This is a genomic window from Streptosporangium brasiliense, assembly GCF_030811595.1.
In the GTDB taxonomy this organism is placed as follows: Bacteria; Actinomycetota; Actinomycetes; order Streptosporangiales; family Streptosporangiaceae; genus Streptosporangium; species Streptosporangium brasiliense.
Genome location: NZ_JAUSRB010000001.1, coordinates 1,049,464 through 1,065,954 on the forward strand (window position 1 = coordinate 1,049,464; position 16,491 = coordinate 1,065,954).

The window sequence follows — 16,491 nt, forward strand, 5'->3', positions numbered from 1 at the left end:
CCCAGGTCGTGGGCCGGGGCCGGGTCAGCCCACGACCACCGCGCACACGACGAGAGCGGTGGCGACGGCGGTCTCGACGAGCGCGCCGAGCACGTCCCCGGTGATCCCGCCCAGCCGCCGCACGGCCCTGCGCCGCAGGGCCCAGGCGGCCACCAGCCCGGCGAGGACGGCCAGAGCGGGTCCCCAGGAAGGCGACAAGACCGGAGGACAGGGGCCGGCGGCCGTCCAGCCGGAGAGCCCGGACGGCGCCATGATTCCTCCGGTGGTCTCGTAGGCGCTGCATGTCCCGCTCTCGTAGGAGAGCGCGCCGTCGGGCACCGGGGCCGGGAGAGGCGGTCCGAAGGCGCCGGCGGACGGCAGGAACGTCAGGGCCGCCAGCGCGGCGAGCATGAGCGCCGTCACGGCCAGCGCGGGGCCCCGCCGTACGGTGCCCGCGACCATCGCGCCGAGCCCGCCCGGCCGGGCGGAGGGCACACCCGCCCGGCAGGCCCAGGTGAGCGCCAGCCTCCCCGCCACGCAGGCCGTGACCAGCGCGACCGGGCCCGCCCCCGTGGCGGCGACCTCCGACAGCGCCGCCACCTGGACCAGCATGGTGAGCACCAGCGTCACGACGCCGAACGGGCCGATGTCGGACCGCTTCATGATGTCCAGCGCCTGCTCGGCCGGCCTGCCGCTGCCCAGCCCGTCGGCCAGGTCGGCCAGCCCGTCCAGGTGCAGCCCCCGGGTGAGCAGCGCCACGGCCGCCACGGCCAGCACCGACGCCGGCAGCGGGGTGATCCCCAGCCACAGCGCCGCGACGAGCACGGCCCCGCCGGCGGCACCGAGCAGCACCCCCACGAGCGGGGCGAGCGTCATCGCGATCCCCCCGGCCCTGCGGTCGACCACCCCCGGCCGGACCGGGAACACGCTCAACGTGCCGATCGCGAGGCGGACCCCGTCGGCGAACGTGGACGGCCTCTCCGGAGGCGGAGTTCCAGACACGGTCGACGATCGTAGCCCGGGGGATCCCCCGGGCCGCGGCCCATCCGGCCGGAACCTCCGGACCGGTCGGTCTGGCGGGGGATCGGTCAGAGGTGCGGTCAGACGGGCAGGGGGAGGAGGCGGCCGGCCACCACCAGGGCGACGTCCTCGGATTCGAGGGCCAGCCGCTGGTTCAGGCGGCCGAGCGCGTCGCGGAACATCCGGCCGCTGGAGGTGGCGGGCACCACGCCGAGCCCGACTTCGTCGGAGACCGCCACGACCTGGACGCGGGCCTGCCGCCAGGCGTCGACCAGCTCGTCGCATCGGGCAGTGACCGCGTCCCGGCCGTCCCCGCCCGACCAGGCGCCGCACTCGTCGAAGACCGCGGCGACCCAGGTGCCGAGCCCGTCGATCAGCATCGGGACCTCGGCGGTCCGCAGCAGCCCGGCCAGGTCGGTGGTCTCGGCCGTGCTCCAGTGGGCCGGCCGGCGGTCCCGGTGCGCCCGGACCCGGCGGGCCCATTCGGCGTCGTCTCCGCCGGACGGCCCGGTCGCGACGTAGAGGACCTCGGGCTCGCCGGCCAGCCGGAGCTCGGCCTCGGCCGACTTCCCCGAGCGCGTCCCGCCCAGGAGCAGGGTCCGTCGCGGCCGGGGCGGCCGGTGGGGGACGGGTCCGCCGAGGTCGAGGACCGTCCCGTCGGGGACGGCCCGCACCCCCCACAGCTCGGCCCGCCGGGCCAGCTCCGCCTCCGTCGGCACCCGGTGGTCGACGTCCACGGCCACGACCTGGGTCCGCCCGCCGATCACGCCCCGGCGGCGCAGGTCCCCCAGCCGTTCCGGCCGCTCCAGCACGTCGATCAGCACCAGATCGCAGGCGGGCTCGCCGTCCGCGCGCGCCGGGCGCCGCGGCTCGCCGTGCTCGCTGTGTTCGCTGTGCTCGCCGTGTTCGTCCGGCGTCCCGGACCGGTCCGGGGGAGGGCCGGGGAGCGGGGCGGCGTAGAGGATCCGGTGCCCGCCGGGGGTGGTCAGGGTGAGGCCGTCCGGGCCGGTGGAGACCCGGTGGCCGGGCGGGAGCGGGCCGGTGGGCGGGAGCAGTACGGGACCGGCGAGGGCGACTTCGGTGGGACGGCGATGACCGGGGGTCAGGCGCGCGCAGGAGGCGCACCCGCAGCCCGGGACGGGCCAGCCACCGGCCGCCGCCGTGCCGGAGATCAGGACCTTCACCGCCTCAGCGTACGGGCGCGGGATCCGTCCCCCGACGGCTCCGGGCCCCTCGACCGGCCACGGCTTCCCCGGCGGGTGCGGGATCCGTCCCTTCCGGGGGTACGGGGTCCCCGGCGGGCGGGCCCCACGACCGGCCACGGGTTTCCCGGTGGCCGGGGGAGTGACGCGGGTCGGTTCCCTGGCGGGCGGGGCCGTCTTCCGAGGGGCCGGGCGCCGTCCGGAGGCCGGGCGCGACGGTCCGCGCGCCACGGCCGCGGGGGTGGCCGATGTAGGGTTCGCTGAGCTGGCGGCGGCACCGGGAAAAGCCCGCGAAGAGGAGCGTGTGACATGGCTTGGCACTGGCGTTACGAAAACGCGGACGGCGGCGTGGTGACCGAGGGGGTCGCACCGTCCGAAACGTTCCCGAGTCAGGCGGATGCGGAGTCATGGCTTGGTGAGAGCTGGCGTGAGCTGCTGGAATCCGGGGTCGAAAAGGTCACTCTGTTTGAGGACGACCGGATTGAATACGAGAAAATGTCGTTGCGCGCCGAGTGAATGAGAAACCCCCCGGCGCTCCATTCCGCAATGGAGCGCCGGGGGGTTTCCGTCTGTCGCGGTGACTACAGGCAAGCGCCGCCACGGTGACGACGAGCGCCGTCGCGGTGACGACGAGCGCCGTCACGGTGACGACGAGCGTCGTCGCGGTGACTACGGGCGCTTCTGGGGGCTGACGGTCTTGGCCGGGTCGCGCTCGACGACCGGGCCGAGGACATCGTCGATCTTCTTCAGCACCTCGTCGTCCAGCTTCACACCGGACGCCTTGACGTTGTCGCGGACCTGCTCCGGCTTGGTCGCCCCGATGATGGCCGAGGCCACGTTCGGGTTCTGCAGCACCCACGCCACGGCGAGCTGGGCCATGCTGAGCCCCAGGTCCGCGGCGATCGGCTTCAGGTCCTGGACGCGGGTGAGGACGTCGTCGCCCATGAGCCCGGAGATGAAGCCGCCGCCGGACGGGTCGGTGGCCCGGGAGCCGGCGGGCGGCGGCTGGCCCGGCAGGTATTTGCCGGTGAGCACGCCCTGGGCGATCGGGGACCAGACGATCTGGCTGAGGCCCTCCTTCTCCGACAGCGGCACGACCTCGGCCTCGATGACCCGCCACAGCATCGAGTACTGGGGCTGGTTGGAGACCAGGCGGTCGAAGCCCATCTCGTCGGCGATCTTCAGGGCCCGGGAGATCTGGTCGGCGGTCCACTCGCTGACGCCGACGTAGAGGACCTTGCCCTGCCGTACGAGGTCGTCGAAGGTCTTGAGGGTCTCCTCGAGCGGGGTCTCGTTGTCGAAGCGGTGGGCCTGGTAGAGGTCGACGTAGTCGGTCTGCAGGCGGCGCAGCGAGCCGTGGATGGACTCGGTGACGTGCTTGCGGGAGAGACCACGGTCGTTGGGGCCCTTGCCGGTGGGCCAGTAGACCTTGGTGAAGATCTCCAGGGACTCGCGGCGCACCCCCTTCAGCGCGCGGCCGAGCACCTCCTCCGCCTTGGTGCCCGCGTACACGTCGGCGGTGTCGAAAGTGGTGATCCCCTCGTCGAGCGCCGCCCGCACGCATTCCCTGGCGGCGTCCTCCTCGACCTGGGAACCATGAGTGATCCAGTTGCCGTAGCTGATCTCACTGACCATGAGGCCGCTACGGCCAAGGTGGCGGAATTCCATGGCTCCGACCCTAGTAGGTGTCATACGGACGACCGATTCGGGATACTCTGCCCGGCGTGTTGCGGTTGATCACTTCTAGATGGGTACGGCTGGCACTCGTGGCCGCCGTGGCCGCGGCGATCGTCGTGGCGGTCCTGCGCCTGCGCCGCCGCCCGGCCGCCTCCGGCGCCGCCCTCCGCGCCGAGCCCGCGGCCGTCCCCCGGCCCGAGCCCGGCCCGGCCCCCGCAGCGCAGTGGCCCCCGGCCCCGATCCTGGGCACCCCCACCGCCCGCGACCTGGACCGTTACGCCACCAGGGCCTACATACCCCGCTTCCTCGCCGCGGCGCCTCCGGCGCGCGAACCTCTGGACCACGCCACCCGCCGCCGCCTGGTCCGCTGGGGCGCCGCCGCGGCCGCGCTCTGCCTGCTGGTCTTCGCCTCCCAGGCACTGGAGAACGCGACCTTCTCCAAGGGGACGACGGCCACGGAGGCCACCGGGGAGGTCCGGTTCGAGGACCCCTCCGATCCCGTGGCCGGCTCCTGCTACCCGGGCTGGGCGCCGCCCACCACGGCGCCGGGCACCCGCGCCGTCGAGCTCTGCCCGGAGGACGGCGACGGGGGCGTGTCCGAGGACTGGTCGCAGGTGGACGCGTCCTCCCCGGACGCCACCCCGGCCCCGGACGTCGGCTCCCCGGCGGAGCCGTACCGGGTGGTCCCCGACGCGGACTGCCGGCCGGCGGTCCGGCAGGCGCGGGTGCGGCCGCTCAGCCCACGGGTCACCCGGGCGGTGAACAGACAGTGGGCGCGGATCGAGAGATGGCTGAAGGCCAACGCCCCCGTGACCCACCGCACGCTCGCGCCGCCGGCCAGGGCCCGGACGATCGCGGTCGCGGAGGCCCAGATGGGCCTGCGCTTCCCCAACGACCTGCGAGCCTCCCTGCTGAGGCACAACGGGGCCGGCGCCGCGGGCGGGTTCGGACTCCTGGCCAACGGGCTCCTCGGCGTCCGCGAGATCCGCGACACCTGGCGGGAGCTGTGCGAGCTCGACGGCCAGGACAGGGGCCCCGACCCGCGCGTGGAGTGGTGGGACGGGCGGATGATCCCCATCGGCGCCGACGGGAACGGCGGGTACCTCGTGATCGACTCGATGAGGCGCGACGTGGGGGAGACCGACAGCGAGGATCAGCTGGACTTCGCCCCGGGCGGGATCGCGGTCCGCTCGCACTACGCCCTGCTGAAGGCGGCCGCCGAGGCGCTGGAGACCGGCGGCTCCGTCGGCTACTGGAGGCCCCGGGCGGTCGACGGGGCGCTCGACTGGGAGGTCGTGGACTGACGGCGCCCCGCCCCCAGGGGAGGGGACGGGGCGCGGGGCGCGGCGCTCCGGCGGGAGCGGGGGCCTACTTCTTCGGCGGGACGGGCTTGCCGCCGGGCAGGAAGGCGGGCGGCGGGAAGCGCAGCTTGCGGATCTGCAGCGCGCGCATGGCGGCGTAGAAGCCGACCCCCTTGACGTTCTCGCCGGGGAACTTCTCGGCCACCAGCTTCTTGACCTTCCAGGACACCCAGACCGAGGTGAACAGCACGCCGACCATCATGATCGGCCAGCCGATCGTGATGACGGCGGCGTAGATGTACTGGCGGCTGGCGGGGGGGAAGGGGACCCAGGTGAGCAGCAGGATCAGCAGCGAGAACGGCAGGAAGTACTGGCTGACGATCCGGCGGGAGTCCACCCAGTCGCGGGCGAACTTCCGGGCCGGGCCCCGGTCGCGGGCCGGGAAGTAGCGCTCGTCGCCGCGCATCATGCCCTCGCGCGCCTTGACGCGCTCGTTGGCCTGGCGCTCGCGGAGCTGCTTGTAGGCCTCTTTGCGGTTCTGGGGGGCGTTCACCGGCTGGCGGCGACGGCCTTCGGCGTCCCGGCGCTTGGGTGTGGGACGCCCCTTGCCCGCAGGCTTAGGATCGTTAGCGGAGACGGGGGAGTCGTCCGCGGTGGTCTGGGTACGTCGGAACACATCGTCAGCCTACCGGGACTGCAACTTAGTGACGCCCTCGTGCGTTATGCGTAGGGTGAACCCTAAGTGACTCCGGCGCTTTTCACGGGGGGCCGGAATCACTGGGGAGACCCGAAGCGCATTTGAAGAAGGGGACGGGCCGACGCGCATGAGCGTGATGAAGAGACTTTCCATGATCTTCCGGTCCAAGGCGAACAATGCCTTGGACAAGATGGAGGATCCACGCGAAACCCTGGACTACTCCTACCAGCGTCAGTTGGAGTTGTTGCAGAAGGTGCGCCGGGGAGTGGCCGACGTCGCCACCTCGCGCAAGCGGGTGGAGCTGCAGATCAACCAGATCGAGGCCCAGTCGCGCAAGCTTGAGGAGCAGGGCCGCAAGGCGCTCGGGGTCGGCCGCGAGGACCTCGCCCGCGAGGCGCTGACCCGCCGCTCGAGCCTGCAGACCCAGATCGCCGACCTCCGCGTGCAGCACGACAACCTGCAGGCCGAGGAGGAGAAGCTCACCACCGCCTCGCACCGGTTGCAGGCCAAGGTCGACTCCTTCCGCACCCGCAAGGAGACGATCAAGGCGACCTACACCGCGGCCGAGGCGCAGACGCGGATCAACGAGGCGTTCTCCGGCATCTCCGAGGAGATGGGCGACGTCGGCCTGGCGATCCAGCGGGCCGAGGACAAGACCGCCTCGATGCAGGCCCGCGCGGGCGCCATCGACGAGCTGCTGGCCAGCGGCGCCCTCGACGACTTCAGCGGGCAGCGCGGCGACGACATCCAGGCCGAGCTGGACCGCATGGGCGGCGGCCACGACGTGGAGCTGGAGATCGCCCGGATGAAGGCCGAGCTCGGGCAGGGCCCCGCGCCCAAGAGCGCGATCGAGTCCGGACCGCCCCAGCAGCACCAGCAGCCGCAGCAGCACCAGCAGCCGCAGCAGTCCCCCCAGACCCAGCAGTACCGCCAGCCGGGGGAGGGGCTGTGATCGTTCGCATCATGGGCGAGGGCCAGACCGAGATCGACCCCAGTGACCTCGACGTCCTCAACGCCCTGGACGGTGAGCTGGAGGCGGCGATCGAGGCCGGTGACGAGGAGGCCTTCCGGGCCTGCCTGCACGACCTGCTGGACAAGGTCCGCCACGTCGGCAGGGCGCTCCCGGACGACAGCCTGGAGTCCTCGGAGCTGATTTTGCCTCCGGCCGACGCTTCCATGGAAGAAGTGCGGGAGATGCTCGGCGATGAGGGGCTGATTCCCGGATAGTTTGGGCATATGGCACACACCCGGTTCGCCCCGGACCGGGGCCTGACCAGTCGCATGGTCCTGACCATGTTCCTGCTCGGACTGCTGTATGTCCTGTTCGTGAGCGTGCTGATCGCGCTGGGCGTCCAGACGGTGGTGGTGCTGCTCATCGCGGGCGGCACTCTGCTGGTCCAATACTTCATGTCCGACCGCATCGCGCTGTTCGCGATGCACGGACGTGAGGTCACCCCGGAGCAGGCACCGGAGCTGCACGGCCTGGTCGACCGGCTCTGCGCCATGGCCGACATGCCCAAGCCTCGGGTGGCGATCGCCGATTCGGATGTCCCGAACGCGTTCGCCACCGGCCGCAACCAGAAGCACTCCGTGGTGTGCGTGACCACCGGACTGCTGCGCCGCCTCGACCGGGCCGAGGTCGAGGGCGTCCTCGCCCACGAGATGTCCCACGTCGCCCACCGCGACGTCGCCGTGATGACCATCGCCTCCTTCCTCGGCATCGTCGCCGGGCTCATGACCAGGTTCGCCCTCTACAGCGGCCTGGGGCGCAGCCGCGACGACCGGGGCGGCCTGCCGATCGGCCTGATCGTCATGCTGGTCTCGGTCCTGGTGTACGCGGTCAGCTTCCTGCTCACCCGCGCCCTGTCGCGCTACCGCGAGCTGGCCGCCGACCGCGCCGGCGCGCTGCTCACCCAGCGTCCCTCGGTCCTGGCCGGCGCGCTGGTCAAGATCAGCGGGGAGATGTCCCGCATCCCGACCAGGGACCTGCGCGAGGCCGAGCCGTTCAACGCCTTCTTCTTCGCCCCCGCGCTGGCGGGCCGGTCCGGACCGGCCACGCTGCTGGCGACCCACCCGCCGCTGGAACGGCGCCTGGAACAGCTCGCCAGGATCTCCGCCCAGCTCGGACAGGGAGTGTGAGCGGTGAAGTGGTGGGATGCGCTGCTGGGCCGTACCGAACCCGCCGAGCCGGACCTGGACGCGCTGTTCGCGCTGCCGTCGGCGGCGGTGACCCTGCAGGCCGCGACCGGACTGACACCGACCGGGACCGGGTCGGTCTGCTTCCGCCCGGCCGAGGGCGGGGCCTTCAGCGAGCTGGAGCGCGACGTCACCCGGCTGCTCGCCACCGGGGGCGCCCCGCCGGTGGAGCAGTCCAAGGACACCTACGGCTACGACTGGCTGCTGGTGCGCCGCTCACCCGAGCAGCTCGGCGAGCTGGTCACCGACCTGCACGGGGTCAACTCCTCCCTTGAGGGGGCGGGCTTCGGCCCCTCCCTGCTCTGCTCCCTGGTCGTCTTCGCCGACGAGGACGCGCGCAAGCTCGCCCTGGTCTACCTCTACAAGAGGGGCTCCTTCTACCCGTTCGCGCCGCTGTCCGGGCACAGGGACAACGCGCTGGAGCTCCAGACGCGCGCCGCGCTGGAGGGGGAGCTCCCGATCGAGCCCGACCTCGGCCGCTGGTTCCCCCTCTGGGGCGCTCCCGGACTGTAGAGCGATGCGCGCCCGGTGGAGGCTGACCCGGATCGCGGCCTGCGCGTTCGCCGTCGCGGGCCTGTGTTACAGCGCCTGGGTGCCGGCGCAGTTCCTCAACACCGCGATCGGCGGGACGGGCGCGTACGTCAGCGAGCTGGCGGCGGTCGACCAGCCGTGGTCGTGGCTGGTCCGGGCGGCCGACGTGGCCGCCGGGATCGCGTGCCTGACCGCGGTGGCCCTGGTCCCCGACGAGCGCCCCGGCCGGCTGGGGGCGATCGGCTGGCTCGCCCTCGCGCTGCTGGGCGCGATGACGGTCCTGGACGGCGGCCTGTTCCCGCTGGACTGCGCCGCGCTGAGCGACCCCTTGTGCGCGGCGGCCGAGGCGGCCGGACGGGTCTCGGCGGCCCACCGGATCCACACGGTGACCAGTGCGCTGGCCTCGGCCGGAGCGGTGCTCAGCCTCATGGCGCTGCCGGTGAGCGCGCTGCGGCGGCGCAGGTGGCCGCTTGTCGGGTACGGCGGGGCGGCGCTGGCCGTGCTCATGGCCGTGGCCACGGTGTGGACCCTGGCGGCCATCGCCTCCGGCGCCCCGGTGGGGGTCGCGCAGCGTCTCCAGGTCGCGGTCACCGGGCTCTGGCTGCTGCTGCTGGGGGCCGCGCTGTGGCGGGACCGGACGGCGCCGGCCCCGCCGAAGTCGCATGTCCTGCTGGAGGGGGCCGGGACGCCGCCGGTGCTGATCTGCGCGGGAATGGCGGGGGCGTGGTTCCACTGGGACGGGGTCGCCGCCGACCTGAGCCGCGACCACATGGTGATCCGGTTCGACCGGCCGGGCCTGGGGCTCAGCTCCGGCCACCGCGGCCCGCCCACGCTCCGCGAGGAGGCGGAGCGGATCGGCGCGCTCGCCGAGTGCCCGGTGGTGGTCGGGCACTCGGCGGCGGGCCCGCACGCGGAGGCGTTCGCCCGGCTCCATCCCGGGCGGGTGGCGGGGCTGGTGCTGGTCGACCCCAGCTGCGAGCCCGCGCCCAGGCCCCGGGGCGGGGCGCGCGCGGCCGCCGTGCGCGCCGTGCAGCGCGCGCTGCCCGCCCTCGGCGGCACGTTCGGCGCGACCGCCGCCGCCTGCCTGGTGCTGCCCGCCGCACACCGCCTCGTCATGGGGGCGGACAGGCGCGCCCGGGCGGTGTACGGCCGGGGCCGGGTCCTGGCCGCCGTGGCGGCCGAGTGGCTGGCCTACCCGGACATGGCCGCCGAGCTCGGCGAACTGCGCCGGAGCCATCCCTTCCCGGAGGTCCCCGTCGTCATCCTCAGCGCCGGCCCGGAGGACCGCTGCCACCAGGAGCTGGCCGGCCTCCTCGACGCCAAGCTGATCCTGCTGCCCGGGACCGGGCACGAGGTGCAGCTCGAACGCCCCGAGGCGATCGCCGAAGCAGTCCGGATGCTCGGCAGATTTCACGATACGTAGCCGGGTATACGATTTGAGTAGCGATCATCTCGGGGGTGATGATGGCATCTCGGCTGGAGGACCGGCGCTGGACGGCGGCGGTGCCCGGGGCGCTGGGCGTGTTCTTCGCGGTGCTGGCGGCCTACTCGGCGCTCATCGCACTCATCGGGCCGCTGCGGAGGCTGCTGCGGCCGGCCACCGAAGTGATCAGCACCAGCATCTTCTCGGTCGAGGCGAACCTCGGCTACGCGGTGTTCCTGGCGATCCTCGCCGGGGCCGTCGCCCGGCACAAGCGCGCGGCGTACTGGCTGCTGGTGGTGCTGCTGTCGTCGAACATCGCGCTCGACGTGCTCCTGCTGCCACTGGTCCACCTCTTCGGGGACGGCGCCGTCCGGGGGTTCAGGTCCGCCTGGCTGCTGATCACGGGCACGGTCAACCTGGTCTTCGTCACCGGCCTGCTGGCCGTGCTGGTCCTCGCGCGCCACGAGTTCTACGCCAAGGTGCAGCGCGGCGCCTTCCGCAAGGCGCTGCTCACCCTCGCCGTCCTGTTCGCCGTCTCCTTCGGCGTCGCCTACCTGCTGGTCACCCTCTTCCCTGGCACGCTGGCGGCGCCGGGCCGGTTCGCCTGGGCGCTGGAGAAGGCGCTGGGCGGCGCGGTCACCCTCGACCTCGACCGGGTCGGGCACCCGCCCGCCTGGGTCGGCTTCGTCGTGGGCCTGCTGACCGCCGTCGCGATCCTGTCGGCGTTCCTGGTGCTGTTCCGCTCCCAGAAGGCCAGCGCCGAGCTGCCCCCGGCCGAGGAGGCCGCGGTGCGCGCCCTGCTGGCCGCCAGGGGAGAGCGGGACTCGCTGGGATACTTCGCCACCCGCCGGGACCGGACCGCCATCTTCTCGCCGAGCGGCAAGGCGGCCGTCTCCTACCGTGTGGTCGCCGGGGTCAGCCTGGCCGGAGGCGATCCGATCGGGGACGTGGAGGCGTGGGAGCCGGCCATCAGGACGTGGATGGAGCAGGCCGGGGAGTACGGCTGGACCCCCGCGGCCATCGGCGCCAGCGAGGAGGGCGCCAGGGCCTACAACCGGGCCGGGCTGCGGGTGCTCCAGCTCGGCGACGAGGCCGTGATCGAGGTGGCCGGCTTCACCCTGGACGGCCGGGAGATGCGCGGGGTGCGGCAGGCGGTCAACCGGGTCGAGCGGGCCGGATACACGCTGCGCGTCCGCCGGCACGAGGAGCTGAGCCCCGAGGAGATGCGCCGGATCATCGACCGGGCCGAGGCGTGGCGGGACACCGAGGCGGAACGCGGCTTCTCCATGGCGCTGGGCCGCCTGGGGGACCCGGCGGACGGCAGGTGCGTGCTGGTGGAGGCCCTCGGGCCGGACGGCGGCCACGCCGCGCTGCTGTCCTTCGTGCCCTGGGGCGAGCACGGTCTGTCCCTGGACCTCATGCGCCGCGACCGCGAGGCCGACAACGGCCTGATGGAGTTCATGGTCTCCGGCCTGGTCAGGCAGGCGCCCGAGATCGGGGTGGAGCACATCTCGCTGAACTTCGCGGTCTTCCGCGCCGCCTTCGAGGAGGGGGCGCGGATCGGCGCCGGTCCGGTGCTGCGGGCCTGGCGGGGGATGCTGCTGTTCTTCTCCCGGTGGTGGCAGCTGGAGTCGCTGTACCGGTCGAACGTGAAGTACCGCCCCGACTGGGTGCCGCGCTACCTCGCCTACGAGGACGGCCGCGACCTGCCCAAGGTGGGTCTGGCCTCGGCGATCGCCGAAGGCTTCCTGGGGCACGGGCCCAGCCTGCCCACGCTGCTGCGGCGCGGGGAGCATCCCGCCCGCCCGGCGGCGGAGGAGCCGGCGGCGCCCCCCGCGGCCCGCGCGCCGGGGACGGGCGGCGGCCGCCGGCGGGGCCCCGCCGTACCGGAGCAGGTCAGGGTCCGCCTGGCCAAGCTGGAGCGGCTCCGGGCCGAGGGCGGCGAGCCGTACCCGGTGGGCCACCCGCGCACCCACACCGCCGCCGAGCTGCGCCGGGCCCACCCCGGCCTGGCGGCCGACACGCGGACCGGGGAGCGGGCCGCGGTGGCCGGACGGGTGACGCTGGTCCGCGACCACGGCGGGCTGCTGTTCGCCACGGTCGCCGACTGGAGCGGCACCCTCCAACTCATGATCACCCGAGCCGCCGGCCTGGACCGCTGGCGCCGCGCCGTGGACCTGGGCGACCACGTCGCCTGCACCGGCGAGGTCGTCACGAGCAGGACCGGGGAGCTGTCGGTGCTCGCCGACGGGTGGACGATGACCGCCAAGTGCCTGCGCCCGCCGCCTGGCCGGCACCGCGGCCAGGCCGGCCCCGAGGCGCGGGCCCGGCAGCGCCACCTCGACCTGGTGGCCGACCCCGAGGCGCGCGAGACGCTGCGGATCCGGGGCGCCGTCCTGAACGGTCTGCGCGCCGCCCTGATCCGGCGCGGCTTCCTGGAGGTCGAGACGCCGATCCTGCAGCCGGTCCACGGCGGTGCCTGCGCCCGGCCCTTCACCACCCACATGAACGCCTACGACATGCGCCTCTACCTGCGGATCGCGCCGGAGCTGCACCTGAAGCGGCTGTGCGCGGGAGGGGCGGAGCGGGTCTTCGAACTCGGCCGGGCCTTCCGCAACGAGGGCGTCTCCTACAAGCACAACCCGGAGTTCACGCTGCTGGAGGCGTACCAGGCGTACGCCGACTACCGGACGATGCTGGAGCTCACCCGCGAGCTCGTCCAGGAGGCGGCCACCGCGGCGTTCGGCGTGCCGGTGATCCGCAGGCACGGGCAGGAGATCGACATCTCCGGGCCGTGGCGGACGGCCTGCGTGAACGAGGCCCTCTCGGAGGCGGCGGGGGAACAGGTGGGCCCGGACACCTCCGTCCAGGAGCTCCGCAAGCTGGCCGACCGGCTGGCGGTGCCGTACGACCCGGAGTGGGGGTGGGGCGCGATGATCCTGGAGCTGTACGAGCGGCTGGTGGAGGAGCGGACCGTCGAACCGGTCTTCTACACCGACTTCCCGTCGGAGGTCTCCCCGCTGGCCCGGCCGCACCGCCGGGACGCCCGGCTGGCCGAGCGGTGGGACCTGGTCGCCTTCGGCGTCGAGGTCGGCACCGCCTACTCCGAGCTGACCGACCCGCTGGAGCAGCGCCGCCGCCTGACCGGGCAGTCGCTGCGGGCCGCCGCCGGAGACCCGGAGGCGATGGAGCTGGACGAGGACTTCCTGCGCGCGCTGGAGTACGGCATGCCGCCCACCGGCGGCCTCGGCATCGGCGTGGACCGGCTCCTCATGCTGCTGACCGGCGGGTCGATGAGGCAGGTGCTGCCCTTCCCGCTGACCCGGCCCCGGAGTTGATGCACTGATCGTGACCATTTACCCCCACAATGGACCGTAAAAAGTCCTTAAAGGGAGGGTGTGGTCATGCCGGACCTCGCGTCCTTGCGGCCTGGGGATCCCGAGCAGGTGCGGGAGTACCGGCTCACCGCGCGGCTCGGTGAAGGGGGCCAGGGGACGGTGTACCTCGGCGTGGCGCCCACCGGCGCCCGCGTCGCGGTCAAGCTGCTCCGGGCCGACCTCGCCCAGGACGAGGAGGCTCTGGAACGTTTCATCCGCGAGGTCAGCACGGCTCAGCGGGTCGCGCCGTTCTGCACCGCCGCGGTCATCGACACCGGTGTCGACCAGCACCGGCCCTACATCGTCAGCGAGTACATCGACGGCCTGACGCTGGACGCCGTCGTGGCCCAGGAGGGACCGCGCGAGGGCTCGGCCCTGCACCGCCTGGCGATCGGCACCGTGACCGCGCTCGTCGCGATCCACCAGGCCGGGATCGTGCACCGCGACTTCAAGCCGTCCAACGTGCTGCTCGCCCCCGACGGCCCCCGGGTGATCGACTTCGGCATCGCCAAGGCGCTCGACCGGACCTCCACGCTGACCGCGATGGCGATCGGCACCCCCTCCTACATGACCCCCGAGCAGCTCGCGGGGGAGGCCGCCGGCTCGCCCGCCGACATGTTCGCCTGGGGCTGCACGATGGTCTTCGCGGCCACCGGCGCGCCGCCGTTCGGCACCGACAGCCTGCCCGCGATCTTCAACCGGATCATGAACGTGGAGCCCGACCTGCGGGCGATCGCCGATCCGGCGCTGCGTGATCTGGTGGGGCAGTGCCTGTCCAAGGACGCCGCCCTGCGGCCCACGGCGGGGGAGGCGCTGCTGCGGCTGCTCGGCCACGCCGGCGGCGCGCCGGGCGTGCCGGGGCCCACCGCCCCCCGCGGGATCCTCGCCGAGGGGTCGGCCGCCGCCGCGCAGCAGACCGGCCCCGGCCCCAACGGCTACCAGCAGCCTCAGCAGACCGGCCCTGGCGGCCACCAGCAGACCGGGCCCGGCGGCTACCAGCAGACCCGCCCGGCCGGCCCCGGCGGCCATCCGCAGGCCCACCCGGCCGGACCGGGCCACCCGCAGCAGGGCGGGCCGGACCATCAGTGGCAGCGGGGGCCCGGCTACCCGCAGCAGGCGCCCCCGCCGCCCTACGGCGGCCCCGGCCGGGGGCCCGCGGCCTACCCGGTCCCGGGCGCCCCGCCGTACCCGGGGGCGGGCCCCGCGGCCAGGCGCGGGCGCGGCGTCTGGGTCGCGGTCGGCGCGGGGCTCGCGGTCACGCTCGTCGCCGCCGTGGGGATCACCCTGACGCTGCGCGGCGGCACCACGCCCGATCCGGGGCCCTCCCCCCTGGCGGACGGCACCCGGCCGACGGCCGTCTCCGGGTCCGGGGACCCCGTCGCCACCGTCACCCCCGCCGCCACCCCGGCGGTCTCCGCCCTGCCCCAGGCCACCAGGACGGTCAAGCTCCCGGGCAGCTCGATCACGCTCCACGAGAGCGACGACGACCCGATCAAGCTGAGCTCCTACAGCCTGGACTGGGACAAGAAACTCTACGTCCGCACCTCCGGCACCGACGGCTTCACCAAGAACGACAAGTACTTCCAGTACACGGTGAACGCCTCCGGCACCCACGCGCTGGCCACCGACAAGGTCTACGACAAGAACAACTACGCCGTCGTCTCCGTCGTCGACCGGCGGTCGGGCTCGGTGAGCAAGGTCAAGATCACCAAGGCGCCGGTCTACCCGACCCTGCCGCAGTGGTCCCCGGACGGCAGGCAGGGCCTGGTGACGCTGTACGAGGCGGCCGGCGACACCAGCAAGGAGTACGGCTACGCGGTCATCGACATCGCCAGGAAGAAGGCCAGGATCGTCCACGTGAAGGAGAAGGACGCGGGCACCTGGAGCTACTTCTGGCGAGGGGACGGCCGGGCGGTCGGCACCTGGGCGCTGACCGGCAAGACCCAGCGCATCCGCTTCTACGACCTGCAGGGCACCGTGCTGCAGACCCTGCTGGACGTCGGCACCCCGATCACCGTGGAGGGCGACGACATCTCCCCCTCGGGCACGCTCCTCATGACGTACTGCAAGGAGACCAAGAAGGAGATCTGCGTCTGGTCCACCGCCGCCGACGCCGAGGCCCAGGTCAGGATCCCGTTCGCGACCAAGCGGCTCATCGGCTGGTACGACGACCGGCACATCGCCGGCTGGCGGCGCAAGGGCACCGGCTACGAGGCGGTAGTGATCGACTTTCAGGGGAAGGTGAAGCGGGTGCTGGCCACCAGCACCAACGCCAAGGAGTATGACAAGCAGTTCATGCGCTTCACGCGGGAGGACTGAGTTGAGGGACTGGACCCACGCCGAGCACGCCGAGGCCACCGGCCGGGAGATCACCCGGATGGCGGAGGTCTTGCGGGACCGTGACATGTCCACCCCGGTGCCCACCTGCCCGGGCTGGGACCTGGCCGCGCTCACCGCCCACACCGGCGGCGTGCACCGGTGGGCCGCCGCGATGGTGCGCGACCTGGCCGAGCGGCGCTACGACCGCGACAGGATGGAGCTGGGCCTGCCCGCCGACCCCGGCGGCTACGCCGCCTGGCTGGGGGAGGGGGCCGGCTCCCTGCCCGAGGCGCTGCTGTCCCGGGAGCCGCAGGCGCCGATGTGGGCCTGGGGCGGCGACCGGCACGTGCGGTTCTGGTCGCGGCGCCAGCTCCACGAGACCGTGGTGCACCGGGTGGACGCCGAGCTCGCGCTGGGCCTGCCGGTCTCGGTCGACGAGGACGTGGCCGCCGACGGGGTCGAGGAGTTCTTCGACATCCTGCCGTACGCGCGCTGGAGCCCCGGCGTGGCCGAGCTGAGGGGGGCGGGCGAGACGATCTCCCTGCAGGCCGACACCGGCGCCGGATGGGTGGTCACCGTCGATCCCGACCGCTTCCACCACGCGCGCTCCCTCCGGCCGGGGACCGTGACCGTCCGCGCCGCCACCGCGGCGGACCTGCTGCAGGTCGTGTGGGGGCGGCGCAGCCCCCAGGACTACGGCGTCGAGGGCGACGCCGGGCTGCTCGGCTGGTGGCTGGAGCGCGCCGTGATCTGAGGCGCACGGCGATCG

At 73.6% G+C, this 16,491-nt stretch carries 14 protein-coding genes; 10 read left to right on the forward strand and 4 right to left on the reverse strand.

Features of this window, described 5'->3' with window-relative positions:
• Positions 1-24: 24 nt before the first annotated feature.
• Positions 25-981, reverse strand: a complete 957-nt coding sequence (locus J2S55_RS04640) for an adenosylcobinamide-GDP ribazoletransferase (RefSeq protein WP_306857552.1) — start codon at positions 979-981, stop codon at positions 25-27.
• Between the two features lie 98 nt (positions 982-1,079).
• Entirely contained in the window at positions 1,080-2,183 is a 1,104-nt protein-coding gene (locus tag J2S55_RS04645; protein WP_306857553.1) for a bifunctional adenosylcobinamide kinase/adenosylcobinamide-phosphate guanylyltransferase, read from the reverse strand.
• A gap of 327 nt (positions 2,184-2,510) precedes the next feature.
• Between J2S55_RS04645 and J2S55_RS04650 the strand changes: the two genes are divergently transcribed.
• Positions 2,511-2,717 (forward strand): hypothetical protein, encoded by a 207-nt coding sequence (locus J2S55_RS04650; protein WP_306857555.1) that lies wholly within the window; start codon positions 2,511-2,513, stop codon positions 2,715-2,717.
• A 153-nt stretch (positions 2,718-2,870) separates the two neighbouring features.
• Here the strand turns inward: J2S55_RS04650 and J2S55_RS04655 are convergent, their stop codons facing one another.
• Entirely contained in the window at positions 2,871-3,869 is a 999-nt protein-coding gene (locus tag J2S55_RS04655) for an aldo/keto reductase family protein (protein ID WP_306857556.1), read from the reverse strand.
• A gap of 56 nt (positions 3,870-3,925) precedes the next feature.
• On the opposite strand from J2S55_RS04655, the gene J2S55_RS04660 reads away from it, so the two are divergent.
• The gene (locus J2S55_RS04660) at positions 3,926-5,182 is read left to right on the forward strand and encodes an SMI1/KNR4 family protein (protein WP_306857558.1); all 1,257 of its coding nucleotides are present in this window, start codon (positions 3,926-3,928) and stop codon (positions 5,180-5,182) included.
• Between the two features lie 64 nt (positions 5,183-5,246).
• On the opposite strand, the gene J2S55_RS04665 is transcribed toward J2S55_RS04660, so the two are convergent.
• Positions 5,247-5,855 (reverse strand): DUF3043 domain-containing protein, encoded by a 609-nt coding sequence (locus J2S55_RS04665; protein WP_306857559.1) that lies wholly within the window; start codon positions 5,853-5,855, stop codon positions 5,247-5,249.
• Between the two features lie 148 nt (positions 5,856-6,003).
• On the opposite strand from J2S55_RS04665, the gene J2S55_RS04670 reads away from it, so the two are divergent.
• The 8 genes from J2S55_RS04670 to J2S55_RS04705 all read left to right on the forward strand — a co-directional run bounded on the left by J2S55_RS04670 (position 6,004) and on the right by J2S55_RS04705 (position 16,476).
• A complete protein-coding gene (locus J2S55_RS04670) occupies positions 6,004-6,828 on the forward strand; it encodes a PspA/IM30 family protein (RefSeq protein ID WP_306857561.1) in 825 nt (274 codons plus the stop codon).
• Complete coding sequence (gene pspAA, locus J2S55_RS04675) at positions 6,825-7,103, forward strand: PspA-associated protein PspAA (protein ID WP_306857563.1); 279 nt, start codon at positions 6,825-6,827, stop codon at positions 7,101-7,103. Before J2S55_RS04670 ends, pspAA begins: the two co-directional genes overlap by 4 nt.
• A gap of 9 nt (positions 7,104-7,112) precedes the next feature.
• Positions 7,113-8,015 carry a zinc metalloprotease HtpX gene (gene htpX, locus J2S55_RS04680; protein WP_306857564.1) on the forward strand — a complete coding sequence of 301 codons (903 nt, stop codon included), beginning with the start codon at positions 7,113-7,115 and terminating at the stop codon, positions 8,013-8,015.
• A gap of 3 nt (positions 8,016-8,018) precedes the next feature.
• The gene (pspAB, locus tag J2S55_RS04685) at positions 8,019-8,585 is read left to right on the forward strand and encodes a PspA-associated protein PspAB (protein ID WP_306857565.1); all 567 of its coding nucleotides are present in this window, start codon (positions 8,019-8,021) and stop codon (positions 8,583-8,585) included.
• A gap of 4 nt (positions 8,586-8,589) precedes the next feature.
• On the forward strand, positions 8,590-10,026 hold the full coding sequence (locus J2S55_RS04690) for an alpha/beta fold hydrolase (RefSeq protein ID WP_306857567.1): 1,437 nt from the start codon (positions 8,590-8,592) through the stop codon (positions 10,024-10,026).
• Between the two features lie 38 nt (positions 10,027-10,064).
• A complete protein-coding gene (gene lysX / locus J2S55_RS04695; protein WP_306858558.1) occupies positions 10,065-13,364 on the forward strand; it encodes a bifunctional lysylphosphatidylglycerol synthetase/lysine--tRNA ligase LysX in 3,300 nt (1,099 codons plus the stop codon).
• A gap of 66 nt (positions 13,365-13,430) precedes the next feature.
• Complete coding sequence (locus J2S55_RS04700; protein ID WP_306857569.1) at positions 13,431-15,722, forward strand: serine/threonine protein kinase; 2,292 nt, start codon at positions 13,431-13,433, stop codon at positions 15,720-15,722.
• A 1-nt stretch (position 15,723) separates the two neighbouring features.
• A complete protein-coding gene (locus J2S55_RS04705) occupies positions 15,724-16,476 on the forward strand; it encodes a maleylpyruvate isomerase family mycothiol-dependent enzyme (RefSeq protein ID WP_306857571.1) in 753 nt (250 codons plus the stop codon).
• The last annotated feature ends 15 nt before the right edge of the window (positions 16,477-16,491 follow it).

What these genes read in the sequence shown, in the direction of transcription:
- J2S55_RS04650 (WP_306857555.1), top strand. Translation starts at nt 2,511, where the DNA reads ATGGCTTGGCACTGGCGTTACGAAAACGCGGACGGCGGCGTGGTGACC.
- J2S55_RS04700 (WP_306857569.1), top strand. Translation starts at nt 13,431, where the DNA reads ATGCCGGACCTCGCGTCCTTGCGGCCTGGGGATCCCGAGCAGGTGCGG.
- lysX (WP_306858558.1), top strand. Translation starts at nt 10,065, where the DNA reads ATGATGGCATCTCGGCTGGAGGACCGGCGCTGGACGGCGGCGGTGCCC.
- J2S55_RS04670 (WP_306857561.1), top strand. Translation starts at nt 6,004, where the DNA reads ATGAGCGTGATGAAGAGACTTTCCATGATCTTCCGGTCCAAGGCGAAC.
- J2S55_RS04690 (WP_306857567.1), top strand. Translation starts at nt 8,590, where the DNA reads ATGCGCGCCCGGTGGAGGCTGACCCGGATCGCGGCCTGCGCGTTCGCC.
- htpX (WP_306857564.1), top strand. Translation starts at nt 7,113, where the DNA reads ATGGCACACACCCGGTTCGCCCCGGACCGGGGCCTGACCAGTCGCATG.
- J2S55_RS04655 (WP_306857556.1), bottom strand. Translation starts at nt 3,869, where the DNA reads ATGGAATTCCGCCACCTTGGCCGTAGCGGCCTCATGGTCAGTGAGATC.